The organism is Bacillus sp. FSL K6-4563, from assembly GCF_038630405.1.
Lineage (GTDB): Bacteria > Bacillota > Bacilli > Bacillales > Bacillaceae > Bacillus > Bacillus pumilus.
Window position 1 is genome coordinate 1,323,764 of sequence record NZ_CP152030.1, and the last position, 25,021, is coordinate 1,348,784.

At 40.5% G+C, this 25,021-nt stretch carries 27 protein-coding genes and 3 riboswitches; of the genes, 20 read left to right on the forward strand and 7 right to left on the reverse strand.

The window, feature by feature from the left end; translation table 11 throughout:
• Positions 1–3: 3 nt before the first annotated feature.
• From MHH54_RS06530 to MHH54_RS06545, 4 genes are all read left to right on the forward strand, one after another.
• The gene (locus MHH54_RS06530) at positions 4–1,350 is read left to right on the forward strand and encodes a TrkH family potassium uptake protein (protein WP_342500801.1); all 1,347 of its coding nucleotides are present in this window, start codon (positions 4–6) and stop codon (positions 1,348–1,350) included.
• Between the two features lie 97 nt (positions 1,351–1,447).
• Positions 1,448–1,966, forward strand: a complete 519-nt coding sequence (locus MHH54_RS06535; protein WP_003211987.1) for a YetF domain-containing protein — start codon at positions 1,448–1,450, stop codon at positions 1,964–1,966.
• A gap of 6 nt (positions 1,967–1,972) precedes the next feature.
• The gene (locus MHH54_RS06540; RefSeq protein WP_095117787.1) at positions 1,973–2,137 is read left to right on the forward strand and encodes a hypothetical protein; all 165 of its coding nucleotides are present in this window, start codon (positions 1,973–1,975) and stop codon (positions 2,135–2,137) included.
• Complete coding sequence (locus tag MHH54_RS06545; protein ID WP_003211111.1) at positions 2,130–2,312, forward strand: hypothetical protein; 183 nt, start codon at positions 2,130–2,132, stop codon at positions 2,310–2,312. The genes MHH54_RS06540 and MHH54_RS06545 overlap by 8 nt, the downstream gene beginning before the upstream one ends.
• A 27-nt stretch (positions 2,313–2,339) precedes the next feature.
• On the opposite strand, the gene MHH54_RS06550 is transcribed toward MHH54_RS06545, so the two are convergent.
• A complete protein-coding gene (locus tag MHH54_RS06550) occupies positions 2,340–3,359 on the reverse strand; it encodes an acyltransferase family protein (protein ID WP_003212122.1) in 1,020 nt (339 codons plus the stop codon).
• A gap of 293 nt (positions 3,360–3,652) precedes the next feature.
• Between MHH54_RS06550 and MHH54_RS06555 the strand changes: the two genes are divergently transcribed.
• The 3 genes from MHH54_RS06555 (at position 3,653) to MHH54_RS06565 (ending at position 6,567) form a co-directional block, all read left to right on the forward strand.
• A complete protein-coding gene (locus tag MHH54_RS06555; RefSeq protein ID WP_335365035.1) occupies positions 3,653–5,848 on the forward strand; it encodes a PAS domain S-box protein in 2,196 nt (731 codons plus the stop codon).
• 1 nt (position 5,849) lies between these two features.
• Entirely contained in the window at positions 5,850–6,341 is a 492-nt protein-coding gene (locus tag MHH54_RS06560; protein ID WP_342500802.1) for a methylated-DNA--[protein]-cysteine S-methyltransferase, read from the forward strand.
• Between the two features lie 91 nt (positions 6,342–6,432).
• On the forward strand, positions 6,433–6,567 hold the full coding sequence (locus tag MHH54_RS06565) for a hypothetical protein (RefSeq protein ID WP_003211599.1): 135 nt from the start codon (positions 6,433–6,435) through the stop codon (positions 6,565–6,567).
• A 25-nt stretch (positions 6,568–6,592) separates the two neighbouring features.
• Here MHH54_RS06565 and mtnA read toward each other — a convergent pair whose 3' ends face one another.
• A complete protein-coding gene (gene mtnA / locus MHH54_RS06570) occupies positions 6,593–7,654 on the reverse strand; it encodes an S-methyl-5-thioribose-1-phosphate isomerase (RefSeq protein WP_106035826.1) in 1,062 nt (353 codons plus the stop codon).
• A 6-nt stretch (positions 7,655–7,660) separates the two neighbouring features.
• Complete coding sequence (gene mtnK / locus MHH54_RS06575) at positions 7,661–8,854, reverse strand: S-methyl-5-thioribose kinase (RefSeq protein ID WP_342500803.1); 1,194 nt, start codon at positions 8,852–8,854, stop codon at positions 7,661–7,663.
• A gap of 79 nt (positions 8,855–8,933) precedes the next feature.
• Positions 8,934–9,092, reverse strand: a riboswitch (SAM riboswitch).
• A gap of 164 nt (positions 9,093–9,256) precedes the next feature.
• Between mtnK and MHH54_RS06580 the strand changes: the two genes are divergently transcribed.
• The 6 genes from MHH54_RS06580 (at position 9,257) to MHH54_RS06605 (ending at position 14,305) form a co-directional block, all read left to right on the forward strand.
• Positions 9,257–10,447 (forward strand): pyridoxal phosphate-dependent aminotransferase, encoded by a 1,191-nt coding sequence (locus tag MHH54_RS06580; protein WP_342500804.1) that lies wholly within the window; start codon positions 9,257–9,259, stop codon positions 10,445–10,447.
• A 44-nt stretch (positions 10,448–10,491) separates the two neighbouring features.
• Positions 10,492–10,593, forward strand: a riboswitch (SAM riboswitch).
• A 72-nt stretch (positions 10,594–10,665) separates the two neighbouring features.
• Complete coding sequence (gene mtnW / locus MHH54_RS06585) at positions 10,666–11,916, forward strand: 2,3-diketo-5-methylthiopentyl-1-phosphate enolase (protein ID WP_342500805.1); 1,251 nt, start codon at positions 10,666–10,668, stop codon at positions 11,914–11,916.
• Complete coding sequence (locus MHH54_RS06590; RefSeq protein WP_003211553.1) at positions 11,917–12,612, forward strand: 2-hydroxy-3-keto-5-methylthiopentenyl-1-phosphate phosphatase; 696 nt, start codon at positions 11,917–11,919, stop codon at positions 12,610–12,612.
• On the forward strand, positions 12,576–13,214 hold the full coding sequence (locus MHH54_RS06595; RefSeq protein WP_003210888.1) for a methylthioribulose 1-phosphate dehydratase: 639 nt from the start codon (positions 12,576–12,578) through the stop codon (positions 13,212–13,214). Before MHH54_RS06590 ends, MHH54_RS06595 begins: the two co-directional genes overlap by 37 nt.
• A gap of 16 nt (positions 13,215–13,230) precedes the next feature.
• Entirely contained in the window at positions 13,231–13,761 is a 531-nt protein-coding gene (locus MHH54_RS06600; RefSeq protein ID WP_003210925.1) for a cupin domain-containing protein, read from the forward strand.
• A 301-nt stretch (positions 13,762–14,062) separates the two neighbouring features.
• Positions 14,063–14,305 carry an aspartyl-phosphate phosphatase Spo0E family protein gene (locus MHH54_RS06605; RefSeq protein WP_003211198.1) on the forward strand — a complete coding sequence of 81 codons (243 nt, stop codon included), beginning with the start codon at positions 14,063–14,065 and terminating at the stop codon, positions 14,303–14,305.
• A gap of 47 nt (positions 14,306–14,352) precedes the next feature.
• On the opposite strand, the gene MHH54_RS06610 is transcribed toward MHH54_RS06605, so the two are convergent.
• Positions 14,353–15,858, reverse strand: coding sequence for an ATP-binding protein (locus MHH54_RS06610; protein WP_034619953.1), 1,506 nt, complete (start codon positions 15,856–15,858; stop codon positions 14,353–14,355).
• Positions 15,859–16,062: 204 nt separating this feature from the next.
• Between MHH54_RS06610 and MHH54_RS06615 the strand changes: the two genes are divergently transcribed.
• Positions 16,063–16,518, forward strand: a complete 456-nt coding sequence (locus MHH54_RS06615) for a MarR family transcriptional regulator (protein ID WP_003211701.1) — start codon at positions 16,063–16,065, stop codon at positions 16,516–16,518.
• Between the two features lie 29 nt (positions 16,519–16,547).
• Here MHH54_RS06615 and motB read toward each other — a convergent pair whose 3' ends face one another.
• The 3 genes from motB to MHH54_RS06630 form a co-directional block, all read right to left on the reverse strand.
• The gene (gene motB, locus MHH54_RS06620; RefSeq protein ID WP_003211671.1) at positions 16,548–17,312 is read right to left on the reverse strand and encodes a flagellar motor protein MotB; all 765 of its coding nucleotides are present in this window, start codon (positions 17,310–17,312) and stop codon (positions 16,548–16,550) included.
• Positions 17,305–18,099, reverse strand: a complete 795-nt coding sequence (gene motA / locus MHH54_RS06625) for a flagellar motor stator protein MotA (protein ID WP_003212085.1) — start codon at positions 18,097–18,099, stop codon at positions 17,305–17,307. The genes motB and motA overlap by 8 nt, the downstream gene beginning before the upstream one ends.
• A 374-nt stretch (positions 18,100–18,473) precedes the next feature.
• The gene (locus MHH54_RS06630; protein WP_034619951.1) at positions 18,474–20,582 is read right to left on the reverse strand and encodes an ATP-dependent Clp protease ATP-binding subunit; all 2,109 of its coding nucleotides are present in this window, start codon (positions 20,580–20,582) and stop codon (positions 18,474–18,476) included.
• A 244-nt stretch (positions 20,583–20,826) separates the two neighbouring features.
• On the opposite strand from MHH54_RS06630, the gene MHH54_RS06635 reads away from it, so the two are divergent.
• The 6 genes from MHH54_RS06635 to MHH54_RS06660 all read left to right on the forward strand — a co-directional run bounded on the left by MHH54_RS06635 (position 20,827) and on the right by MHH54_RS06660 (position 24,965).
• Positions 20,827–21,870, forward strand: a complete 1,044-nt coding sequence (locus tag MHH54_RS06635) for a hypothetical protein (protein WP_003211932.1) — start codon at positions 20,827–20,829, stop codon at positions 21,868–21,870.
• A 71-nt stretch (positions 21,871–21,941) separates the two neighbouring features.
• A riboswitch (PreQ1 riboswitch) is annotated at positions 21,942–21,986 on the forward strand.
• Positions 21,987–22,145: 159 nt separating this feature from the next.
• Positions 22,146–22,802, forward strand: a complete 657-nt coding sequence (queC, locus tag MHH54_RS06640) for a 7-cyano-7-deazaguanine synthase QueC (protein ID WP_003211973.1) — start codon at positions 22,146–22,148, stop codon at positions 22,800–22,802.
• The gene (queD, locus tag MHH54_RS06645; protein WP_003211826.1) at positions 22,803–23,243 is read left to right on the forward strand and encodes a 6-carboxytetrahydropterin synthase QueD; all 441 of its coding nucleotides are present in this window, start codon (positions 22,803–22,805) and stop codon (positions 23,241–23,243) included.
• Positions 23,236–23,967: a 7-carboxy-7-deazaguanine synthase QueE gene (gene queE, locus MHH54_RS06650; protein ID WP_065097161.1), complete on the forward strand. Its 732-nt coding sequence runs from the start codon at positions 23,236–23,238 to the stop codon at positions 23,965–23,967. Before queD ends, queE begins: the two co-directional genes overlap by 8 nt.
• A 15-nt stretch (positions 23,968–23,982) precedes the next feature.
• Positions 23,983–24,480 carry a preQ(1) synthase gene (gene queF, locus MHH54_RS06655; protein WP_003211403.1) on the forward strand — a complete coding sequence of 166 codons (498 nt, stop codon included), beginning with the start codon at positions 23,983–23,985 and terminating at the stop codon, positions 24,478–24,480.
• Positions 24,481–24,746: 266 nt separating this feature from the next.
• The gene (locus MHH54_RS06660; protein WP_044139792.1) at positions 24,747–24,965 is read left to right on the forward strand and encodes a hypothetical protein; all 219 of its coding nucleotides are present in this window, start codon (positions 24,747–24,749) and stop codon (positions 24,963–24,965) included.
• Positions 24,966–25,021 lie beyond the last annotated feature (56 nt).

A 25,021-nucleotide genomic window follows, 5' to 3' on the forward strand; every position in this document is an offset into this window, starting at 1 on the left:
ACAATGAATCCTATCAAAAAGCTAATTGACCGGCTGTCAGCATTTCAGCTGATTGCCCTCTATTATTTTCTTGCTGTAACCGTATCACTTATTCTTCTCAGCCTCCCAGTGGCTCATCAAGAGGGAGTGAAATGGACATTTATTGATGCTTTATTTACGGCGGTGAGTGCGGTAAGTGTCACAGGACTCACTGTCGTTGATACCTCGCAAACATTTAGTGTGGCAGGTATGTGGATCCTTGCGTTTGTCCTGCAAATCGGAGGTATCGGCATTATGACGCTCGGTACCTTTGTGTGGATTGTCATGCGAAAAAGGATTGGGATTAAAGAAAGAAAGCTCATCATGGCAGATCAAAACCAGAGCAATTTATCAGGTATTGTGAAATTAATGAAGCAGGTCTTATATTTAATTTTGCTCATTGAGTTTTTAGGCGGTCTGATTTTAAGCATGTATTTTCTCAAATATTACGATGTGCAAGGAGCATTCTTGCATGGCTTCTTCTCAAGTATTAGTGCGACCACCAATGGGGGCTTCGATATTACAGGGAACTCGCTCATCCCTTACAAAGATGATTATTTTGTCCAATTTATTACGATGCTGCTGATCATCTTTGGAGCGATTGGCTTTCCTGTGCTCGTCGAAGTAAAGGATTATTTATTTAATCAGGACCGAAAGCACGCATCGTTTTCATTGTTTACAAAAATCACAACGATTACGTTTGGCGGTCTTGTCGTTGTTGGAGCGATTGGCGTATATGCACTTGAAGCCGGGTTCAGCTTCCTAGGGAAAAGCTGGCACGAAATCTTGTTTTATTCTTTTTTCCAATCGACCGCAACAAGAAGTGGGGGTTTGACAACATTAGATATTACCCAGCTGACAGAACCGACCCTTTTATTTCTATGTATGCTTATGTTTATCGGGGCTTCCCCAAGCTCTGTGGGAGGCGGAATTCGAACAACTACGTTTGCCCTGAATTTACTCGCACTGTTTCATTTTGCTAGGGGAAATAAGTCCATTAAAATTTTCAAAAGAGAGCTTCATCAAGCGGATATTAACAAATCCTTGATGGTGACGATGATGGCTTTTATTTTGGTGTTTGGCGCTACGTTCCTGTTATCCTTATCCGAGCATAATACACTTCTAGAAAATTTATTTGAAGTTTGCTCTGCATTCGGAACAACAGGGCTATCGCTAGGAATCACCTCGGACCTTACGGTGTTCGGTAAATGTATCATTATGGTCGTCATGTTTATTGGACGGATCGGCATTCCAAGCTTCTTATATTTAATTGGCCGAAGAGAAAGCGAAGCGAATTATCATTATCCGAAAGAGCGCGTCATCATCGGCTAAACAGCATTCCGAGCGAATGCTGTTTTTTTATTTCCATTATCTAACTGGCTAAATCACATGGGATGTTCGCAATCTATAGGTAAGAGGTGAACGAGACGTGCTGGATGTAATATGGAAAGCAATTGTCATGCTGCTAGTTGGTACCTTGCTGCTGAGAATAGCAGGGCCTAAATCCATTAGTCAATTAACTGTTCAACAAACAGTGATCATGATTTCAATCGGATCGATTATTATCCAACCCTTTATTGAGCACAATTTACTTGAAACGATTTATGCCGCCGCTACATTTATCATTGCACTCGTCATCATGGAAAAATTGTCTATCCAATCTGATTTCTTTGAAAAATTGGTTTCAGGGAAATCTGTGGTCATTTTGCAGGATGGAGAAATGCTTGATCACAAACTTAAGAAAACGCGGCTCACAAGGGATGAATTCAAAATGCGCTTAAAGCAGCAAGGCATTACAGACATCAGCAGTCTCAAAAAAGCCACCCTAGAAGCCAATGGACAAATCGGCTATGAGTTAAAGCCAGAGGAAAAGCCGGTGACGGTCAAACAAATGAAGGAACTTCTAGACCAATTAAGAGAAGAACTAAATATGTCAAAAAAGGACTGATTTCAGATGAAAAGAAAAGCAGCGAAAAATGAAGCACTGACAAATAATATGACACCGACAGAAAGCATGGCACATGATCAAGGAAAAACGCAATTTGATGAACATTCAAGAGATCGTCAAGCAAACCGAAATTCTCATAAAGGGAAACAAGGGGGAGGATCTCGTGACTAAGAAGCATGTAAAAAGCAAGGACATGAAAGACCATAAAAAGCCAATGGACCCAGATATCTTAGAAGAGGAATTTGGCAGTGAGCTTGGAGATATCAACAGCAGCAAATGGATTGATACGCTTGTAAAGCCTAAGAAAGATGCTGAATGTCACAATGGACACATGAATGAAAAATAGAAAAAACGATCCGTGCGGGATCGTTTTTTATTTGCTATAACTGCCCTGCCTGCCGGTGATTGTACGCATGAGATTGGTCATTTTGAGCTCAATCACTGGCTGTGCAACGGTTTTAACAAAGGTGCTAGACAGGGTAAAGGTTAACAGAATGGTCAGCAGCAATAACATGACCACACTTGCTGCATTCAAGGCCCAGTCATCAAACCAAGTCGTTCTAAGCAGCTTAATGACAAAGCCATGTAATAAATACACATATAACGTTCTTGTGCCCCATTTTGTAAAGAAGAAACGGCGTGTTGGCACTAAAGCAAAGAAGCTGAATGTAGCGCCGAATGCAAGCAGATACCATGCCATTCGTTTCATTGCCGCAATCACTCCCTCATCACCAAGAGAAGCATATGACTGTGATCCAAATAAGAAGGAATAATCAAATTCATAGAAATAGCAAAACAAGAATACAGCCATTAATACAAGAAGTGCTGACAGCTTTCCTTTACTTGTACGGATGAATTCAAAATGCTGCTTTTTTAAATAGAAGCCAGCTAAAAACATCGGCAAAAAGACAAACGTACGCGATAAGCTCAGCGTATTGCTAATACTGTCCACGTAACCGACAAGTAACGCAATCGACAAACTGACGATCATCGCCCAGTGAAATGGCAGTTTAGAAAAAGGAATGAGCAGCAAATTCCAAAAGAATAAACTAATTAAAAACCATAAAGACCATTGCGGATCAATTGGATTTAAATTGGCCATGCTTTGATCCTGCAAGAGATAATAGTAAACGGAATAGATCACCTGAAAAATGAAATATGGGATGATCAGCTTAATAGCAACTTTTTTCATAAAACCTGGCTTTCTAAACCCTTTTGCAAAGAAGCCGGAAACCAAAATAAAGGCAGGCATATGAAAAGTATAAATAAATTTGTATAAATAAAGCATCCAATCATTATCATGAATGAATGATCGTAACAAATGACCAAAAACAACTAGAAAAATCAGAAGAAATTTCGCATTATCAAAATAACTATCTCGTGAAGATGCCATAACATCACCTTTCCTGCTCGATTTTAAACATAAATGTTCTAAGTGCACTGTTCCCGTATTTGCCCCATTTTAAAATACATTTTGGCTCATTTCGCTATTTGATGTGAAATTGTAGAACGGCTGTAAAAGAAGCGTAAGAAAAGAGAATCGAGGTTCGATCCTGTCATCCAAATGAAATAAATGAGACAGTCTTCGTGTAAAAAGTTATCTTTTTTTATGAGTCGAATGAAGGAACAATGAAAATATTGTAGAAATATTGTAGAGGAATGAGGCTGGAAAAGGAGTGTAAGAGAATGACTGAAACGCTCGATGGCGCAGAAGATATCAGAAAATTAGAAAAAGAGAACGAATATTTGCGAACAGAGTTGATGCAGCAAAAAATGCTGTTAAATAAGACGTTAGATGCCATTTTCATATTTGATCAACACCTCAACATCATCCAAGCCAATGAAGCAACATGCAGGCTTGTACAGACACCGAAAGAAGACCTCCTCAATAAATCCGTTCTAGATTTCCTTTACGGCATCCCGAAAGATAAAATTGAATGCTCACTCGATCTATTTTTTCGAAAAGGTACGTTAAAAAGAGAAATCTCCATTCAGCTGGAAAATGGTGAAACAAAATACATTGAATTTGTCGCAGAGCACGACACCATGAATCAGCAATATATTGTCGTCATGCGAGATATTTCCTCAAAGAAAATATTAGAACGAGAACGCTCCATGAATGAGCAGCTGTTCAAAGATTTGTTTGACCGAGCCATTGACGGGATGGTCATTTTTGATCAGGATGGCTGCATGATTGATGCGAATCATTCTTTTTGTCAGAGCTTTGAGCTGCAAAAGACTGATTTAACCGATCGCTATTTACATGAATTTGTCGACGAAGAAAATCTTCCATCCTTACAGCACCTTTTAACGTCACTTAAAGAAACAGGGAAAGCCAAGGGAGAACTTCCCGTTACCCTTCAATCTGGCCAGTACAAATTATTCGAGCTCACCATTACATCAAATGTGATGAGTGGTTTTTATATGTCGATCATGAGGGATATTACAGAAAAAAGGTTAATGGAAGAAAAGCTGTTAAAAAGTGAGGAACGCTTTAGAGAAATTTTTGAAAATGCAATGGATGCGATCATCATATGGGCGGATGATGGAGAGATTGTGAGAGCCAATGAATCAGCCTGCCGCATTTTTGAATTGCCTATGCATTCACTGATTGGCAAGAAACTCACAGACTTTCTCGTGAAATCTGATCAGAGATATAGATCGACTAGAAGACGATATATTCGGAATCATGAAATAAGGGAAGAGCTTTTGTTCAGAATGGCAAATGGTCAGTTTAAAGAGCTCGAGTTTACATCAAAGCATACGGTATTAGAAGGACAGCACTTAACCATTTTACGTAATGTGAGTGATCGAAAAAGGATGGAGGAGGAGCTGCGCGAAAGTGAGCTCAAATTCCGTAAAGTATTTAATGGATCAATGGACGGCATTGTTCTGTTTGATAACCAATACCGCATTATCGAAGTCAATCCATCCGCAAGCGAGCTACTAGGATTGAAAAGTGATCATTTAACGGAAATGAACCTTTTCCATATCCTTGCGCCTTATCAAATTGAACATTTGGCACAGCCTGCCCAGGCGATGTCATTAGATGAAATGGACAATGAAGTGCCATTTGTGCTGAACCACCCAGATCAGCGGATATTGGAATTCTCTTTTAAACGCAACATCATTCATAATATGAATTTGGCGATCTTTAGAGATGTGACAGAGCGGAAGGAATTAGAAGAACGGGTGAGAAAATCAGATACCCTTCATGTGGTCGGAGAGCTTGCCGCTGGAATTGCGCATGAAATTAGAAACCCGATGACAGCATTAAAAGGCTTCATTCAGCTGCTAAAAGGAAATATAGAAGGGGAGTATTCGCTCTATTTCAATGTCATCACTTCAGAGCTGAAAAGAATTGAATCGATCATCACCGAATTTTTGATTTTAGCAAAGCCGCAAGCCATCGTATTTGAAGAAAAAAATGTGGTGCAAATTGTGAAAGACACGATGGATCTGTTGCACGCACAGGCGAATCTTGGCAACGTTCAAATGCATCTCAATGTGATTGATGAGATTCCGCTCATTTATTGTGAACAAAACCAATTAAAACAAGTCTTTATTAACATTTTAAAAAATGCAATTGAAGTCATGCCGAGAAAAGGAAATGTCTATGTGAGCATTCAGCGGAAGGGCGAAGAGCATATTGTCATTTCACTGCGGGATGAAGGGTGCGGAATGGCAGAGGACAAGCTGAGGCGTCTAGGGGAACCATTTTATACGACAAAAGAAAGAGGAACTGGACTTGGCTTAATGGTTAGTTATAAAATTATTGAAGAGCATCAAGGAACGATTGAGGTAGAAAGTGAGGAAGGGGTAGGAACCGTCTTCCATCTCACGCTGCCACTGAGGCAGAAGAAACAAGAAGGAGAGCATTAATGTGTATTATACCGTCTATCACGCACCAATTGGGGCACTATACATACTAGAAAAAGACGATGCCATCATCGAAGTGATGTTTGATGATGAGCCGTTTTTAGCAAAAAAGCAAGCATCCAATTTAAAAGAAGAAGAAACGTCTGTATTACAACAAGCAAAAAAGCAGCTAGATGAATATTTCAAGGGTGAGCGCCAAGTATTCGATCTCCCGCTCAAGCAAAAGGGAACTTCGTTTCAAGAGCAAGTGTGGGAAGCACTTTCGACTATTCCGTATGGTGAAACAAAAAGTTATGCAGACATTGCAAAAGCGATTGGTAACCCAAAGGCTGTGAGAGCCATTGGACAAGCCAACAGACGCAATGCATTACCTATTTTTATTCCCTGTCACAGAGTGATTGGAAAAGACCGTTCTCTGACGGGCTATGCAGGAACGAAGACAGATATAAAAGCGATTCTGCTTGAATTAGAAGGTATCCCATTTGTTCAAAAATAAATCGATTGACCTGTTCCAAATGTTTTCCATGCGACATATCCTTTTATTAAGCTAAAAAAGTTGGTTGAGGGAAAAAGGAGGGCGCTAGGGAATGTTTTGGGACAAAAAGAATAAAATGTATGCCGTCACATCACTATGTGTCAAAATGAAGGTTTTGACAGAAGAACAGAAAAAAGAAATTTTAGCAAAAACGAATGAAATAAAAAAGCGCGGTGCTCTTAAATAAGAAGTACACGGCGCTTTTTTTATGATCAGAGTGAGATGCTTTCAGTGAACAGAGCATCAATCTCTTCTGTATAGTTCGACGTAATAATCCCTTTCTCTGTAATGATCCCTGAAATGAGATGGTGAGGAGTGACATCAAAGGCGGGATTGAATACCTGAACATCAGGTGGTGCAATTTGGACGCCGTTTAATTCCTTTACTTCCAGCGGGTCACGCTCTTCTATTGGAATATCTGCCCCGTTTTTGGTTGAGATATCAAAGGTAGAAAGCGGTGCAGCTATAAAAAACGGAATTTGAAAATGCTTGGCTAAAATGGCGAGACTTAACGTGCCAATCTTGTTCGCCGTATCTCCATTACGGGCAATGCGATCAGCTCCAACAATGACTGCAGAAATTTGTTTTTCTTTCATCGTATGGGCTGCCATGTTATCTGTAATGAGCGTCACATCTACGCCGCCTTGCATGAGTTCCCATGTTGTCAGCCTAGCCCCTTGGAGAACAGGGCGTGTTTCACAGGCATAAATGTGAAGGTCGAGATTTTTCTTTTTGGCTAAATAAAATGGAGCAAGGGCTGTTCCGTACCGGCTCGTGGCGATGGAGCCTGCATTGCAAATGGTCATAATCCGATCACCCGATTTAAAGAGCTGGAGTGCATTTTGACCGATTTGTCTGCATGTTTCTTCATCTTCAATTTGAATTTGAATGGCCTCATGGACAAGGTCTGTTTTGGCTGCATTGACCGAAGCTGCACGATCAATGCGCTGCAACAATCGCTCTAATGCCCAGGCTAGATTCACAGCGGTTGGACGAGCACTGTTTAAATATTCTTTTATCTGAATGACTTCTTGTCTAAACACATCAATTTCTTCTGTCTCAATGTCTTGGGCACTGAGCGCCAGTCCAAAAGCTGCTGTAATGCCAATGGCAGGTGCTCCCCGCACTTTTAACGTGACAATGGCATCATACACGTCTTCTTTTGTATATAGATGCTCAAACTCAGTTTCTGCCGGTAATTTTTGCTGATTCAAAATGTTAATATAGTTTTCTTCCCATTCGACAGAACGGGGGACTTCAAATTCTTTAGACAAAACCCGTCACTCCTTTACAGATTGCTGGAATAATGCGACGAGGTCAGACGCTGTTTCCACTGCATGATATTGTTTGATGAATGTTTTTCCGAGCGTAAGTGCTGCTTTTTTCTGCTGAATCCGTTTAGATGGTGATGGAATCGCATCGAGATCAGCGGCATGAGCAAGGCCAATCGTTCGGCGGACAAGTTCACAGCCTGCAAAGCCTGTCGCTTCTTTTAAAATACGGTTAAAGGTTGTTTCTAAAAAACTGTCAGATACACTAAACGCTTCAATGCTGTCTTCTTTCCAAGCTTTTGCGAACACTTCTTTGAATGTTGCCCATACATTGACGACATGGGCAAAAAGGTGCTGCTGATCATGTTCATTCTCACGAGACAAAGCATTCAGGAACAGGTTAGCGATAAAGTGACCGATATCGAATCCGAAGGGACCATAAAAAGCGAATTCTGGATCAATGATTTTTGTTTCCGTCTCACTTGCAAAAATACTGCCTGTATGAAGATCTCCATGAACAAGTGTTTCGGCAGATGTCAGGAAAATAAGCTTCAATTCAGCTGCTTTTGCCTGCACTTCAAGATCTGCCCAAAGCGCTTCGGCAGCTTCTCTTAATTCTTCTTCGAAATCATTTGTGCCGCTATCAAAGAAAGGATCTGTGAAGACGAGCTTTTCGGTAATGTCACAAAGGTCCGGATTCGTAAATTGCTTCACAAATTGTTTTTTAATTTTAGGATTTGTGGCAAAGTCAGAAGTGTAAAAAAGTGTTTTTCCTAAAAATTCTCCGACATGATCGGATAAATGCGGATATTGTTTTCCGGCAATTAGCCCTTTTCTGACGATTTCGAGGTGTGATAGATCCTCCATTGCCGTCACAGCAAGAGCTGTATCTGAATAATAGACTGCTGGTACGAGGTGCGGTGTATACTCTGACTGCTTGATCAGGGCAGTACTTTCGATTCTCGCACGGTCTAATGTAAGCGGCCAGCTCTCTCCGACCACCTTGGCGTAGGGCAGTGCCTGCTTGATGATCAAACCTTTTTCTTGTTTATGATCAAAAATATGAAAGACGTAATTTAAATTCCCGTCCCCGATTTCCGTACATGTCAAATGACTACTTTCTTGGATCAAGCCAAGTCTAATTGCGAGTGCAACTGCCGAGCTTTCTGTTAATTCTTCATATGATGCCGTAAGTGTAACCAATTGCTTCCCCTCCAAATCATATAAAAAAGCCTCTTTCTCCTGAGAGAAAGAGGCTTGATAGTGTGTATGCTCAAAGCCTCTCTTATCTCTCAGCACATACGTCTGATGGAATTAGCACCGTGCCCTATAAGACGATTGTCTTGGCGCTTACTTGCTGCGCCCCACTTCACAGTGGTATTAACGGTCGGTTGCTGTTGGGGTCAAAAGGCCAAATCCCTCGCCCAACTCTCGATAAGAGAAATCAATATGTAATTGTCTCGTGTCTGTTTGCATTTCTTAATTCAAGATATTATCAGAGCTGCGCTTCACATGTCAATCCTTTTTCAAAATTGCTTTACAATTCGTAAAACAATCCATTACAGTGTTTGTATTGCTACGTAACTTGAATAGAAGGTGAAAAAAATGGAATTCCAGCAATCAGATGTATTGAAACAATTACCGACACAATTTTTTGCATCCCTTGTCCAAAAGGTCCAGAAAAAAGTGCAGGAAGGCGCTGATATTATTAATTTAGGGCAGGGAAATCCTGACCAGCCAACTCCCGCACACATTGTAAAAGCCATGCAGGAAGCGGTATTAAAACCTGAAAATCATCAATACTCGTCATTCCGCGGAACAGCGAAATTAAAAAAGGCTGCCGCTGCCTTTTATGAAAGAGAATATGGTGTCACGCTTGATCCGATGACGGAAATTGCGATTTTATTTGGCGGGAAAGCAGGGCTTGTAGAGCTGCCACAATGCCTGCTGAATCCGGGTGACACGCTCCTTGTTCCAGACCCAGGTTATCCTGATTATTGGTCAGGTGCCGTGCTTGCTGGAGCTCAGATGGTGACGATGCCGCTTCTTGAACAAAATGATTTTTTACCTGACTATGACAGGTTGCCTGAGGATGTTAAGAAAAAAGCAAAGTTGATGTATTTAAATTATCCCAACAATCCGACAGGTGCCACGGCAAGCCGTTCATTTTTTGAAGAAACCGTTACATTTGCAAAAGATCACAAGCTCTGTGTTGTCCATGATTTTGCCTATGGCGGCATTGGGTTTGATGGGGAAAAGCCAATCAGCTTTTTGCAAACAGATGGAGCGAAAGAGACAGGAATTGAAATATACACATTGTCTAAAACGTATAATATGGCCGGCTGGAGAGTAGGTTTTGCAGCAGGAAATCCGTCTGTTATTGAAGCGATTGAGCTTTATCAGGATCACCTGTTTGTTTCACTGTTCAAAGCCACTCAAGATGCGGCAGCGGAAGCTTTGTTAAGCGACCAAACGTGCGTACAGGTGCAAAATGATCGATATGAGAATCGGCGAAATGTGTGGATTGCTGCCTGCAAGGAGATTGGCTGGGAGGTCACTGCACCAAAGGGGTCGTTTTTTGCTTGGCTAAAGGTGCCAGAAGGATATACATCTGAATCTTTTGCTGGCGTATTATTAGAGAGAGCACATGTGGTTGTGGCGCCGGGGAATGGGTTTGGTACTCACGGTGAAGGATACGTGAGAGTAGGACTTTTAACAAATGAGGAGCGGTTAAAAGAAGCCGCTCGGCGAATCGATGCCTTGAATCTGTTTGAAAATAAGCCATTGACAACATGAATAAACGGTGCGATAATTCAGACAATATTTAAGAAAATTGAATATTCTTATCAAGAGTAGGCAGAGGGACTAGCCCAATGAAGCCCGGCAACCGACTTCCATGAAGCACGGTGCTAATTCTTGCAGCAAGCGCTGAGAGATAAGATTCGGATGAATGACACGAAACAACCTCTTTAAGGCGCTGATAAAGCACTTGGAGAGGTTTTTTTATTGACCATATGCATGACGCAATCGAAAGGGGATTCCTAGTGAGTGAATTACTGGCAACATACGTATTAACACATCGAGAGGATGAACAAGTAAACCGAAAAGCGGAGCAGATCGCACTTGGTTTAACAGTTGGATCATGGACGGATTTGCCGCAGCTCAAAAAAGAGCAGCTTCAAAAGCATAAAGGCCGGGTGGAAAAGGTATCAGAAAAGTTTGCTCTAGCCGAAAATGGCCTATATCAATCTGAGGTGACCATTGCTTATCCTGAGGCTAACTTTTCAGCGGATATTCCGGCCGTTTTGACGACGATCTTTGGAAAGCTTTCACTAGATGGAAAAGTGAAGCTAATCGACATTCAATTCTCGGATCGATTTAAAAGAAGTCTGCCAGGACCGGTATTTGGAATTGATGGCATACGAAAAAAAGTAGGCGTGTTTGATCGACCTTTGTTGATGAGTATTTTTAAAGGTGTCATTGGCCGTGATATGGCAGATTTAAAAGAACAGCTCCGTTTACAAGCATTAGGCGGCGTTGACTTTATCAAAGACGATGAAATTTTATTTGAGAGCCCACTAGCCCCTTTTGAAGAACGAATCAAAGAAGGAAAAAAGATATTAAAAGAAACATATGAAGAGACAGGGCACCGAACGCTATATGCCGTTAATTTAACAGGCAGAACCTTTGAACTAAAGGATCGAGCAAGAAAGGCAGCTGAGCTTGGAGCAGATGCACTCTTATTCAATGTTTTTGCCTACGGGTTAGATGTCATGCAAAGCTTAGCTGAGGATCCAGATATTCGATTGCCTATTATGGCCCATCCCGCAGTAAGCGGCGCTCTGACAACATCGCACGAATATGGATTCTCCCATTCACTTCTTTTAGGTAAATTAAATCGATATGCAGGCGCTGATTTGAGTCTTTTTCCCTCACCGTATGGGTCGGTCGCACTTCCGAAAAAAGATGCCTTTGGAATCTATGAAGCTTGTGTAAAAGAGGATTCGGTTCAAAAAACGTTCCCTGTTCCGTCAGCAGGCATTCATCCTGGAATGGTTCCAGTTTTGATGAAAGATTTTGGACTCGATCATGTGATAAATGCTGGTGGAGGAATTCACGGACATCCGCGTGGAGCCATCGGCGGAGGGAAAGCATTTCGATCGATCATTGATGCGGTGATACATGGAGAGTCGATCCAAGAGAAGGCAGCTTCTTGCCAAGACTTAAAAGCAGCACTTGAACTATGGGGAAGGGTAGCAGAATAAATGAAAAAACCAATTGTATGTTGTGATTTTGATGGAACCATTACGAAAAATGATAATATCATTCGCATCATGAAACACTTTGCACCAAGTGAATGGACGAAGCTGAAGGACGATGTTCTCACAAAGGAGATCACCATTCAAGAAGGCGTCGGGCAGATGTTTCAATTACTGACGAGTGATCAAAAAGAAGCCATTCAATCGTTTATTTTAGAAGATACAGAGATTCGAGAAGGATTCAAGCAATTTGTTGATCATGTGAAAAAGGCTGATATTCCCTTCTATGTGCTAAGCGGCGGGATGGACTTTTTTGTTTATCCCATACTCGAGGGCATTGTGGATCGAGACGATATTTATTGCAATCATGCGTCATTTGGGGAAGAGCATATTCAGATTGAATGGCCGCATGCCTGCGATTCGCAATGTCAAAATGGCTGCGGATGCTGCAAGCCGTCAATCATTCGAGAGCTGACCTGTGAGAATGACTTCATTATCATGATTGGAGATTCAGTCACCGATGTGGAGGCGGCAAAGCATGCGGATCTCACATTTGCGCGTGACTACTTGCTAAACGAATGTAAAGAGCTCGGGCTTGTTCATGAAGAGTATGAAACATTTATTGATCTTAAAGCACAATTTGATCAAATAAAGGAAGTGAAGGAATGGCAGACGCAAAGAGCAAGCGCTGGCAGGAGCTAGCAGACGTCAAACGTGAACTGGCACAAAGAGACTGGTTTTATGGAACAAGCGGCAATTTATCGATCAAGGTGTCGGATGATCCAATCACGTTTTTGGTGACGGCAAGCGGCAAAGATAAACGAAAAGAAACAGATGAAGACTTTGTTTTAGTAAATGCAGCAGGTAAGCCTGTTGATCCGAACGAACCGCTTAGACCATCAGCTGAAACATTGCTTCACAACTACGTGTATGAGCAGACGAATGCAGGCTGCTGTCTCCATGTTCATACAATCGATAATAATGTGATGTCTGAGCTGTATGGGGATAGGGGCGAGGTTCGTTTCAAAGGAAACGAAATCATCAAAGCGCTTGGTTACTGGGAAGAGGATGCAGAAGTGTCGTTACCGATTATTGAAAATCCAGCCCATATCCCGCATCTTGCAGCACAATTTGCAAAGCATCTCACTGAAGAGTCGGAATCAGGAGCTGTGCTCATTCGAAATCACGGCATCACAGTCTGGGGAAAAACAGCCTCTGAAGCAAAACGAGTATTAGAGGCGTATGAATTTTTGTTTAGCTACCACTTAAAATTAACGCTTTATCAAAAGCAGCTTGTCACATAAAAAGGAGGAAAAGCAAATGGCGACGATTTTGATTCATAACGAAGAGAACACATTACTTGAAAGCGAGCAAGAGGTGGCAGCCTATTTAGAAAACCAAGGGGTCATTTATGAGCATTGGGATATTGCAAAGCTGCCAAACCGATTATCAGAAAAGTATGATTTAACAGATGAGGAAAAGGAAGAGATTTTGACTGTTTTCCAAAAGGAAATCGAGAGTATATCTGAAAAACGAGGATACAAAGCGCAGGATGTGATTTCATTATCTGACGCCACACCAAACCTAGATGACCTGCTCCAAAATTTTCAGCGTGAGCATCACCATACAGATGACGAAGTACGCTTTATTGTAAGCGGACATGGAATCTTTGCCATTCAAGGTAAGGATGGCGTCTTTTTTGACGTGAGACTGAATCCAGGCGATTTAATTTCTGTTCCGCCACATATTCGTCACTATTTTACACTTCAAGAGGATCGAAAAGTGGTTGCCGTTCGCATATTTGTCACAACTGAGGGCTGGGTGCCAATTTACGAGGAAGAAAAGGTTTAATGACAAAAGCTGATCATTCCGCATGAGGCGGAAGATCAGCTTTTTTTTAGGGAAATAGACATAAAATGAGAAAGAAAATAGTTGATTTTGATCTTCTACATAGGATAAAATTCTGTTTAATCCATGTGTCAGTCCTGTCCAAATTTGAAGTTTACCCCCAAATATGATTGGGTAAGAGGTCTTTAGGCTGTAAAAAATTAAATAAAATTAGCATATTTAATTTAATTTACAAATAAAGTATAATTTTGGTGTCGGATCATTTTGAGCATAGACAGTCGAATTCATTGCGGGAGCTGAGATCATGAATATTTATGTAAGAAAAGAACAATTGCTAATGTCCATTGATGAGAAGAGAAAACAGATGGTAGAAGCTGCTCAAGCAGAAGGCTACACTGGTGAGACGACAATTAAATATAGTCAAGAACTGGACAACCTGATGAATGAGTATCAGCATCTCCTTTTTCATGAGAAACAATCTGCCCCCTCCTTTCATGATCTTGTATCTCAAATGAGTCTTCTATCTGTGAACCGTCCCTCTTATTGACATGAAAAAACCGGTCTTGCCTAAGCAAAACCGGCTGAATGTTTCAGCTATGCTGAGTGAGCAGAAGGAAGCATGATCATGACGGTTGTTCCTTTATTCACTTCGCTCTCGATATCAATTGTTCCGCCATACATCGAAATGATTCGTTTACACACAACAAGCCCAAGACCTGTCCCTTTTTCCTTCGACGTAATAAAAGGGAGGAAGATATGTTTTAACATTTCTTCTTGTATGCCTTCACCCGTATCTTTCACTTTAATAATGACATGTTCTTTTTCAGCCTCAATTAAAATCTTCAAATGACCGCCATTTGGCATCGCTTCTAACGAGTTCTTCGCTACATTTAATACGACTTGTTTAATGTGATCCTTTGTGCAATATACCCCAACATCTTGAATCGTATTAATTTGCAAATCAACCTCAACATTATAAAGGTTCGCCTCAGAGAAAACGATCGGCATGATCTCACTGACAATTTCTTTGACAGAGTTATTCTGCCATTTTTCTGCCGTTGGTTTCCCTAATACAAGAAACTCACTGACGATTTGATTGATTCGTTTAATTTCTTCTTCAATGACAGAAAAATAGAGCTGATCTTCTTCAGAGTGATACTTCTTTTGCAAAAGCTGTATAAATCCACTAATCCCTGTTAATGGGTTGCGAATTTCGTGTGCCGTACTTGCTGCGAGGGTTCCGATTAATTCAAGCTTTTGCGCTTCATTTTGGTGACGCTCCTGCTGGGTTTGACGCCTTAAAATGACATATTGAACAAGTGTGAATAAAATATTTAATAAAATAAAAGCACTGGATAAAGGGATCAGCATAACAGACAGCACTTCACCTGTAGAAGCGCGCTGCGGATAGACCTCTAGCTTCCAGCTGTTTTCATCTAAATATGTAGACACGGTGCTGCCATTTTCTGATGCTGGCTGTGGACCACTTGTAAACACGACATGTCCATTTTGATTCAGCATCTTAAAATGAAGATCAGGGTTCAATACATTCATAATATTTCTTAAATAATCAATTTGAATGGCGGCGACTAGCACATTGGTGACTTCTTCGTTTTCATCCAGCACAGGCACGCAAATGGAAAGAATCCGCTGTTTTGTAATTCGGCTAACATAGTTATCTGTGATCACCGTCTGCTTGGTCACTTGAATGCGCTTAAAGTAATCTCTGAATGATAGGTTGATTTTTTCCTTTAATGGTGTGGTGCTTACTGTTACATTTCCTTTTTTGTCTAGGAGATACAGACCTGAAAAACGAGGTTCTTGTTTATAGATTTTCTCTAGGATGTTTTTTACTTTTTTCGTCTCAAGAGGCTGGTCAAATCCCATGGCAAGTGAAGTTAATCTCGCTTCTGTTTCACTAATTAAATAATTCATTTGGTTTTTGTGAATATTTAACATAAGTGTAGCAGTTTGTTTGTTTTTTAAGTCGATTTTTTCCGTTTCTTTTTCATAGATAAAATAACTAATGATTAGGGTTGGAATCATGACCAAAATAAGGTACAGCCTGATCTTCTTCCAAAACCCTTTCAGTATACTCATCATTCATCGCTCCAACGTATTACCTAATAGACTTATTATAGCATTGAACCTATGTTTATTACGATGACTTGTGTGATTTTTAAAAAATTAGGTGATTCGTTCTGGTCTCATTTTCATGCTAAAGATAGATCAAGATGTTGACATTTTACTTATTGTTTATTAATGTCACATTAGTGGGTTGTATTTCATAAAGGATGATAAAAAATGGAAAATCATAATGTTGAAAAATCTTTGAAATTATTTATTGTATTATCACGTGCCTATCGCTCAATTAATCATCACATGAACAAACATATTGTGAAGCACGGGCTGAATCCGACTGAATTTGCAGTATTAGAATTGCTGTATCATAAAGGGGATCAGCCGCTTCAGCAAATCGGTGATAAGATTTTACTTGCAAGCGGCAGTATCACGTATGTGGTCGATAAATTGGAGAAGAAAGAACTCCTCAGTCGTAAGGCCTGTGCAGAAGACCGCAGGGTCACATTTGCGCATATTACCGAGCAGGGACGAGCTTTGCTTGATGATATCTTCCCAGATCATGCGAAAGAAATTCATGAGATGATCAGTGTCCTGAGCGAAGAAGAGAAGGATGCCTGCATTGACATGCTTAAACATGTGGGACTGCGTGCAAAACATTTATATGATCATAAAGAATAAATAAAAAAGGAAGCCGAGAGCTCCCTTTTTTATTTTGCTTTTTTCTCAATCGGTAAAATAAGTACTTCTACGCGTCGGTTTTTACTTCTGCCTTCTGCTGTGTCATTTGAAGCGATTGGCTTGAATTCACCGAAACCTTTTGTACTAAAGTTTTCTTGGTTTAAATTGCTGTTCTCAAGAAGAATACTTAAAAAGTTTACAGCACGTATGGCACTTAAATACCAGTTGGATTCAAATTCTGAATTTCTGATCGGAACATTATCAGTATGTCCGCTAATGACGATGTCACGAGCGGGGTTAATGACGAGTAGTTTTGAGATTTCCTTTGCTAACGGGACATCTTGAGGGCGAATAATCGCCCGGCCAGAATCAAAGAAGATACTGTCTTCTATCGTAATGAGCAAACCTTCGTCCGTGAGCTTTGTTTCGAGCTTAGCTCCAAGTTTCTTATTGGCAATGAAGGAATCCACTTGCTTTTTGACCTTTGTGAGAACGGCATGATCTCGAGCTTTCGCTTGAGCTTCTTCATCCTCTTCAGCTGCTTTTTTGGTCTGGTTGCTATTTTCAGTTTCTTCAGTGCTTTGCATGCTGGTTTGATCCATGACACCTGTACCGCCCGTAAAGACGACATTAAAAGACTTGGCCATCTGTTCATACTTTGCCGCATCAATCGAACTTGATGCAAAAAGCACAATGAAGAGAGCGAGTAGAAGCGTCAGAAGATCGGCATAAGGGATCAGCCAAGATTCATCTACATGGTCATCGTGATCATGTTTTTTACGTTTCCTAGCCATTTTGTTTTTCTCCTTCTTCAATGACAAGATTTGCACGTTCTTTCGCTGGTAAGTACATGAGAAGTTTTTGTTCAATCACTTTTGGAGATTGACCTTCAAGAACAGAAAGGATCCCTTCGATCATAATTAGACGAAGTTTTACTTCTTCCTTTGATTTACGCTTTAGCTTGTTGGCAAATGGATGCCATAACACATACCCAGTAAAAATCCCAAGCAGTGTGGCAACGAAGGCTGCACTGATTGCATGTCCAAGTGCTTCAATATCTCCCATGTTAGCAAGTGCAGCAATAAGTCCGACAACGGCGCCAAGTACACCAAGCGTCGGAGCGTATGTACCGGCTTGTGTAAAGATTAATGCGCCTGACTGATGTCTTTCAGACATGGCGTCAACTTCCTCTGTTAAGACGTCGCGAATAAATTCTGCACTTTGACCGTCAACCGCCATGCTTAAGCCGTTCTTGAGGAAATCGTCATCTACTTCCTCAATGCTAGCTTCTAATGCTAAAAGACCTTCACGACGCGCAATTTGTGCCCAGTTTGAAAAAAGAGGGATCATTTCTTGAATCGTTGGTAGCTTGTTGTCTTTGAAAATTTTGCCGAACAATTTTGGTGTTTTCTTAATTTCACTAGATGGGAATGCGATGACAACAGCTGCAATCGTCCCAACCACAATGATCAATATAGCCGCTGGGTTGATAAGAGCGGTTAGACTTACACCTTTCAGAACCATACCGACACTCAGTGCAATAAATGCTAAAATAATACCTATTAACGATGTTTTGTCCATTATCTCACCAAATCCTTTAACTATCTTTTTCTATAGTTAATATCGGTGTCTTCTAGAAGGGTTTTAGTCTGAATATCAAATTAAGGCAGTTTCTGTGAAGAATTTTTGACGAAAGCGCTTTCTATTACCTTAAAAAAGAAACTCCCTCTGATATAAAGGGAGTTTCTTTTTAATTTCTTTGAGCGGTTTCAATTAAAAGCAGCTCTTTTAATTTTTCCTCATACATGATTTTGACAAGATCATAGCTCCAATTCATCATGTGATCCACCTCTTTTTCTTTTATCTTAAAGGAATAGAGGCGGGGGAGCGTCGGCGTGCGGATGGAACTTAGACACCGCAACATGATGGAGTTATAGATCCTTCTTAAGATGTACTTATCCTTTTTTTACAACAATTTCGTTATCTTCAACTTCTACAGTAAATCCTGAAAGCTGTTCTTCTTCAAGCAATATTTCCGTCATTTGATCTTCAACATGCTCTTGAATGGTTCTTCGCAGTGGACGAGCACCAAATGCAGGATGGTATCCAAGTTCTGCAATTTTTTCTTTCGCTTCTTTTGTCACATGGACTGTTAAATTTTGCTCTTTTAATTGTTCTGATAGCTCATTGAGCAAAAGATCCACAATCTTCACTAAATCATCTCGATCTAATGAATCAAACTGAATGATGCTGTCAAAACGGTTCAAGAATTCTGGCTTGAAATAGGCGCTGAGTGAATCAATGAGTGATTGCTCCTCAATTGCTTCTTCCTGATCAGACTGGAAGCCGACTTTGACCGTTTTATCTGTGCTGCCTGCGTTACTTGTCATGATAATGACCGTATCTTTAAAGCTGACGGTTCTACCTTGGCTATCTGTTAATCGGCCATCTTCCATGATTTGAAGGAACATGTGCTGCACATCAGGGTGTGCTTTTTCGATTTCATCCAGCAAAATGATGCTGTATGGTTTTCTGCGTACTTTTTCCGTCAGTTGACCCGCTTCATCATGTCCAACATAACCAGGAGGAGAACCGATGAGCTTAGATACTGAGTGTTTCTCCATGTACTCACTCATATCTAAACGGATGATCGCATCTCTCGAACCAAATAATTCTTCAGCTAGTGTTTTTGATAATTCGGTTTTCCCGACACCTGTTGGTCCAACGAATAGGAAGGAGCCAGTTGGTCTATGTTTCGATTTTAAGCCGGCTCTGCTTCTCTTCACAGCTTTCGCTACCTTTTCAACCGCATGTTCCTGACCGATCACTCGTGCTTTTAAGCGGACGTCAATTTCTTTCATTTTGGTTTGTTCGTCTGCTTGCAGTTTGCCGACAGGGATGCCTGTTTTTTGTTCCACAATGGCTTGAATGTCTTCTGCTGTGACGACATGTTCTTTGTCATTTGTTTTGTTTTGAAGTCTAGCTTCAATGGCCTCTTCTTCATCTCGAAGCTTCGCTGCTTTTTCGTATTGTTCTTCTTTTAAAGCGGCTTGTTTTTCAGTAGCAATTTCTCTCAGACGATTTGTTAGTTCATCTTCACTTGCTGCATCAATGGAGAGGTTCGCTTTTGAACCTGCTTCATCCATTAAATCAATGGCTTTATCCGGTAGATGACGGTCTTGAATATACCGGGAAGATAATTGAACACACGCTTGAATGGCTTCGTCTGAATAGGTGACGCCATGGTAGCTTTCGTACTTATCTTGAATGCCTTTTAAAATTTCGATCGCTTCAGCTTGTGTTGGCTCATCTACAATGACGGGCTGGAAGCGTCGTTCAAGTGCGGCATCTTTTTCAATTTGACGATATTCTTTTAATGTCGTCGCACCTACTAGCTGGAGCTCGCCTCGTGCAAGAGCTGGTTTTAAGATGTTTCCAGCATCCATTGACCCTTCGGCAGATCCAGCGCCTACAAGAAGATGGATTTCATCTACAAATAAGATAATATTTTTACGGCTTTGCAGTTCTTTGATTAACTGCTTCATTCTTTCCTCAAATTGACCACGTATCCCTGTATTCGCTACAAGGGAGGAGACATCTAATAAATAGATTTGTTTGTTCTTTAATTTATTTGGTACATCGCCACTTGCAATTTTCAATGCAAGTCCTTCAGCGATCGCTGTTTTCCCAACACCTGGTTCACCAATGAGGACAGGATTGTTTTTATTTCTTCTATTTAAAATCTCAATGACTCTTGCGACTTCTTCATCACGGCCGATGACTGGATCAATTAAACCAGCATTTGCGCCATCTGTTAAATTGCGGCCAAGTTCATCAAGTAAGCCTTTTTGCTTTGGCTGCTCTACGTTTTGCGTATGTCCTGCTTGCTCTTGCCCAGAGAAGAATGAGCTTCCTCCGAACAATTGAGGTCCCATTTTCATTTTTGATTGCTCCATCAAAGAGGTGTAGCAGTCTTCACATAAAACCATTTGGCTCCGGGATGAATTCACTTGCATATTCAGGCGAATAGTTGCTTCATTTACTTGACAATGTTGACAACGCATTTGCCATGACCTCCTTATGATAAAAGTTTGACTTTATTTGACCAATGAATGTTAAAGAAAATGGTCTGTTGTTTGACCATCTTTGACTATAGTATACTCTGACCTATTTTGACTTTCAACTGTTTTGCTCAAAGGCGGGTGAAAATCCTTTTTTGCATTTAATCATGGTTTGTCCTTCTTTTCAAGGAACTTGTCTCATAGGATAAAAAAAGACAATCGAAAGTGATGGGTGCGGAGGGGTCACATGAAACGTTCAAATGAATCCGCTTTTCAGCTTGCCTTTGTATATGTAGGAACAGTGGTTGGAGCTGGGTTTGCGACAGGAAAAGAAATCGTAGAATTTTTTGTTCGTTTTGGCTGGATTGGATTATTCGGAATCTTGATTAGCGGCGCTGTTTTTACTGGACTTGGGGCAAAAATGATGCTCATTTCTAAACGAATTGAAGCAGAGTCTTATCAAGATATGAACGGTTTTCTATTTGGCGCAGCTGCAAGCAGGTATATTAATGTCGTCATGTTTTTTATTTTATTAGGCGTCACTTCAGTGATGATTTCTGGCGCAGGTGCTATATTTGAAGAGCAACTTGGCATATCGAAGGAATATGGGATCTTTTTGACGATCATTCTGAGCGTGATTGTGCTTTTGAAAGGATCAAAAGGATTATTTGGTGTCAATGTTCTCGTCGTCCCAATGCTTATTTTCTTTTCATTGATCGTGTTTCTTGATTCATTCGTTTTTAGCAGTAGTGAAAGTTATGTTCTTGCGCTGCAAATGGGTGCGGGAGAGTGGATTTTATCAGCTATCTCATATGGTGCTTTTAATTTGGCACTTTCTCAAGCAGTGTTAGTGCCCGTCGCAAATGAAATGACCTCTGAAGCGGTGATTAAAAAGGGAGCTGTGCTTGGGGGCGTCATGCTGACAATTATTTTATTTGTATGCTTTTTATCTCTTTCTTCATTAGATATGCTGGAGGCGTTTGATATTCCAATGGCTCAGGTCGTGTATCAAGTAGCAAATTCCATTCACCTCATTTATTTATTTGTGATCTTCGGCGAAGTCTTTACATCCGTCATAGGCAATTTATATGGACTTGAGAGACAAGTGAGGGCGTATATACGAATGAACAGTGTCTTGACAATATCCCTTATTCTCTTATGCTGCTATGTGATTAGTAAAATTGGTTACGGTACATTGATATCAACAGTTTATCCTATTTTTGGCTATGTGAGCATCTTTTTTATCCTCTTTCTTTTTCTAAAAAAAGTGCCTGCATCACATGATAAGTAAAGAAAGGATAGCCTGCATGGAAAATATGTGGTACACTATCCTCTGTGAAAATTGAACAAAAATCCGTGTAAACGGGAGAGGTTCTAGCAAAACCCTCTATAAAAAACTAAGGACTTGCCGTATCCTTGGATGTGGCATTTTTTATTTTTTATGGCTGGGACACCTCGTACACATGTAAAGGTGTCTTTTCTTTTGAGAAAAATAGGGGTTTTCATGAGCCTTTCAGATGCAGCTTTGTACGAGTGTATAGATCTGCAAAAGGAGGAGAACAGAAGATGAAAAATGAAAAAGCAGTCGTTGTCTTTAGCGGGGGACAAGACAGTACGACATGTTTATTATGGGCACTTCAACAATTCGAAGAGGTAGAAACCGTGACCTTTCATTATAATCAGCGTCATCAAGAAGAAATTGATGTCGCCAAAAGAATTGCTGACAAGTTAGGTGTGAAGAACCATCTATTAGATATGTCTCTTTTGAATCAGCTGGCACCAAATGCTTTAACAAGAGATGACATTGACATTGAGGAAAAAGAAGGAGAGCTGCCTTCCACATTTGTACCAGGAAGAAACTTAGTGTTCTTATCCTTCGCTTCTATTCTTGCGTATCAGATCGGTGCAAGACATATTATCACAGGTGTATGTGAAACAGACTTTAGCGGCTATCCAGATTGCCGTGACGAGTTTGTAAAGTCTTGTAATGTCACAGTGAATTTGGCGATGGAAAAACCATTTGTCATCCATACACCACTCATGTGGCTCAATAAAGCAGAAACATGGAAGCTAGCAGACGAGCTGAATGCATTAGATTTTGTGAAAAATGAAACGCTCACTTGCTATAATGGCATCATGTCTGATGGCTGCGGGGAATGTCCTGCGTGTAAGCTTCGGAAAAAGGGCTATGACACTTATATGGAAATGAAGGAGGCAAAATAAATGCTTTCTCAAATCTATCCACAAACGAATCATCCATACTCATTTGAATTGAACAAGGATATGCATATATCAGCTGCCCATTTCATCCCAAGAGAGGATGCAGGTGCTTGCAGCCGTGTACATGGTCACACGTACACCATCAATATAACCATTGCTGGAGATGACCTAGATGAATCGGGTTTCCTTGTCAATTTTAGTACACTGAAAAAACTTATTCATGGACAGTATGATCACACGCTACTCAATGATCATGAGGAATTCTCATCAACTGATCCATACGCGATGCCTACTACAGAGGTTGTGGCAAAGACAGTCCATGACAAAGTCGCAGCATATTTATCGACTTTAGCAAATAAACCAGTATGTGTTCAGGTCTTTGTTAGGGAGACACCAACAAGCTACTGCATTTACCGGCCGAAACGAGTTGAACACAATGGCTAAAGCAATTCCTGTATTAGAAATTTTTGGTCCGACCATTCAAGGAGAAGGGATGGTCATTGGACAAAAAACCATGTTTGTCAGAACAGCTGGCTGTGACTACTCATGCAGCTGGTGTGATTCCTCCTTTACATGGGATGGCTCAGCAAAGCATGACATTCAGTGGCTTCACGCAGAGGACATTGTCAAGGAATTAAAAAGAATAGGCGGACAGGCTTTTTCTCATGTCACCATTTCAGGGGGAAACCCTGCGCTTTTAAAACAAATGGAATCACTTATTGATTTGCTACACGAAGAAGGAATTGATACAGCGCTTGAAACACAAGGGACAATGTATCAGGACTGGTTTTTGAAAATTGATGATTTAACCATTTCTCCGAAGCCGCCAAGCTCTAATATGAAAACAGATTTTACGAAACTCACACGTATTATAGATGAGCTGAAAAACGGAAATAGATTACAGCATGCAAGCCTGAAAGTCGTGATTTTTGACGATCATGATCTAGCCTATGCAAAGGATGTTCATGCGAAATATCCAGAGCTTCCTTTTTATTTGCAGGTAGGAAATGATGACACGACAACAGGTGATGATGCGTACTTATTGACGCACTTATTAAAGAAGTATGAAGCGCTTGTCGATCAAGTAGCGCAAGACCCAGACTTAAATCGCGTAAGAGTGCTGCCGCAGCTGCACACATTATTATGGGGCAATAAACGAGGCGTATAGAAAGGAAGAGACGACATGACGACAAGAAAACCAGAAGAATTAGAAGGTGTCACTTTACTAGGAAATCAAGGAACCAATTATTTGTTTGATTATGCACCACAAGTGCTTGAAACATTTCCGAATAAACATACAAATAGAGATTATTTTGTGAAATTTAACTGCCCAGAATTTACGTCACTTTGTCCGCAAACAGGTCAGCCGGACTTTGCGACAGTTTATATCAGCTATATCCCAAATGAAATCATGGTTGAAAGTAAATCATTAAAATTGTATTTGTTCAGTTTCCGTAACCATGGTGATTTCCATGAGGATTGTATGAATATTATTATGAACGATCTCATTGAATTGATGGACCCAAGATACATTGAAGTATGGGGCAAATTTACACCAAGAGGCGGTATTTCAATTGACCCGTACACGAACTACGGAAAACCTGGTACCAAATATGAAGAAATGGCTTCATATCGCATGATGAATCATGATATGTATCCTGAAACGATTGATAATCGCTAATAAAGGAAAAGACATGCCTAATGACATGTCTTTTTTTATGGGTTTGAATGGGATGAATTAGATTGAAGTGATAAAAAAAGAGAAGAGTCATGTCGCTCTCCTCATAAAATGGGAATAGAACTTGCTAGGACGGCTGGGGGCTACCAGCTCGTAAATTTATTATACATGACAGAACGTATGTTTGTAAAGATAAATTGTGTTTTTTGCTTATCTTATTTGCTTTAAGATAAAATAGAGGCAATGAACGAATAACGGAGGCGTTTGAGTTGGCAAACAAAGAAGAAAAGACAGAGAAGCTGCTGATGGAACTAAAAGAAGAGCTTCAAATGCTCGAACATCAAAACAAAGAACGATATAAATGGAGTGCCTCCACATTGCTTGGAGTGATTGCACTTTTAATCGATAAAGGCGTTATCACCCCAGAGGAGGTTGACATGTACAAAACGAAAGCGGAAATGCAAACCTTTCATACGCAAAAAGACTGACACTAGTACAGGTAAAATAATAAGAAAAGGACATAACAAATTGATGAATCAATTTA

What these genes read in the sequence shown, in the direction of transcription:
- mtnW (WP_342500805.1), top strand. Translation starts at nt 10,666, where the DNA reads ATGCATGACGCAATCGAAAGGGGATTCCTAGTGAGTGAATTACTGGCA.
- MHH54_RS06595 (WP_003210888.1), top strand. Translation starts at nt 12,576, where the DNA reads ATGGCAGACGCAAAGAGCAAGCGCTGGCAGGAGCTAGCAGACGTCAAA.
- MHH54_RS06635 (WP_003211932.1), top strand. Translation starts at nt 20,827, where the DNA reads ATGAAACGTTCAAATGAATCCGCTTTTCAGCTTGCCTTTGTATATGTA.
- MHH54_RS06565 (WP_003211599.1), top strand. Translation starts at nt 6,433, where the DNA reads ATGTTTTGGGACAAAAAGAATAAAATGTATGCCGTCACATCACTATGT.
- MHH54_RS06630 (WP_034619951.1), bottom strand. Translation starts at nt 20,582, where the DNA reads ATGCGTTGTCAACATTGTCAAGTAAATGAAGCAACTATTCGCCTGAAT.
- motB (WP_003211671.1), bottom strand. Translation starts at nt 17,312, where the DNA reads ATGGCTAGGAAACGTAAAAAACATGATCACGATGACCATGTAGATGAA.
- queF (WP_003211403.1), top strand. Translation starts at nt 23,983, where the DNA reads ATGACGACAAGAAAACCAGAAGAATTAGAAGGTGTCACTTTACTAGGA.
- MHH54_RS06555 (WP_335365035.1), top strand. Translation starts at nt 3,653, where the DNA reads ATGACTGAAACGCTCGATGGCGCAGAAGATATCAGAAAATTAGAAAAA.
- queE (WP_065097161.1), top strand. Translation starts at nt 23,236, where the DNA reads ATGGCTAAAGCAATTCCTGTATTAGAAATTTTTGGTCCGACCATTCAA.
- MHH54_RS06615 (WP_003211701.1), top strand. Translation starts at nt 16,063, where the DNA reads ATGGAAAATCATAATGTTGAAAAATCTTTGAAATTATTTATTGTATTA.
- queC (WP_003211973.1), top strand. Translation starts at nt 22,146, where the DNA reads ATGAAAAATGAAAAAGCAGTCGTTGTCTTTAGCGGGGGACAAGACAGT.
- MHH54_RS06580 (WP_342500804.1), top strand. Translation starts at nt 9,257, where the DNA reads ATGGAATTCCAGCAATCAGATGTATTGAAACAATTACCGACACAATTT.
- MHH54_RS06600 (WP_003210925.1), top strand. Translation starts at nt 13,231, where the DNA reads ATGGCGACGATTTTGATTCATAACGAAGAGAACACATTACTTGAAAGC.
- MHH54_RS06590 (WP_003211553.1), top strand. Translation starts at nt 11,917, where the DNA reads ATGAAAAAACCAATTGTATGTTGTGATTTTGATGGAACCATTACGAAA.
- MHH54_RS06550 (WP_003212122.1), bottom strand. Translation starts at nt 3,359, where the DNA reads ATGGCATCTTCACGAGATAGTTATTTTGATAATGCGAAATTTCTTCTG.
- MHH54_RS06540 (WP_095117787.1), top strand. Translation starts at nt 1,973, where the DNA reads ATGAAAAGAAAAGCAGCGAAAAATGAAGCACTGACAAATAATATGACA.
- motA (WP_003212085.1), bottom strand. Translation starts at nt 18,099, where the DNA reads ATGGACAAAACATCGTTAATAGGTATTATTTTAGCATTTATTGCACTG.
- MHH54_RS06605 (WP_003211198.1), top strand. Translation starts at nt 14,063, where the DNA reads ATGAATATTTATGTAAGAAAAGAACAATTGCTAATGTCCATTGATGAG.
- MHH54_RS06610 (WP_034619953.1), bottom strand. Translation starts at nt 15,858, where the DNA reads ATGAGTATACTGAAAGGGTTTTGGAAGAAGATCAGGCTGTACCTTATT.
- queD (WP_003211826.1), top strand. Translation starts at nt 22,803, where the DNA reads ATGCTTTCTCAAATCTATCCACAAACGAATCATCCATACTCATTTGAA.
- MHH54_RS06530 (WP_342500801.1), top strand. Translation starts at nt 4, where the DNA reads ATGAATCCTATCAAAAAGCTAATTGACCGGCTGTCAGCATTTCAGCTG.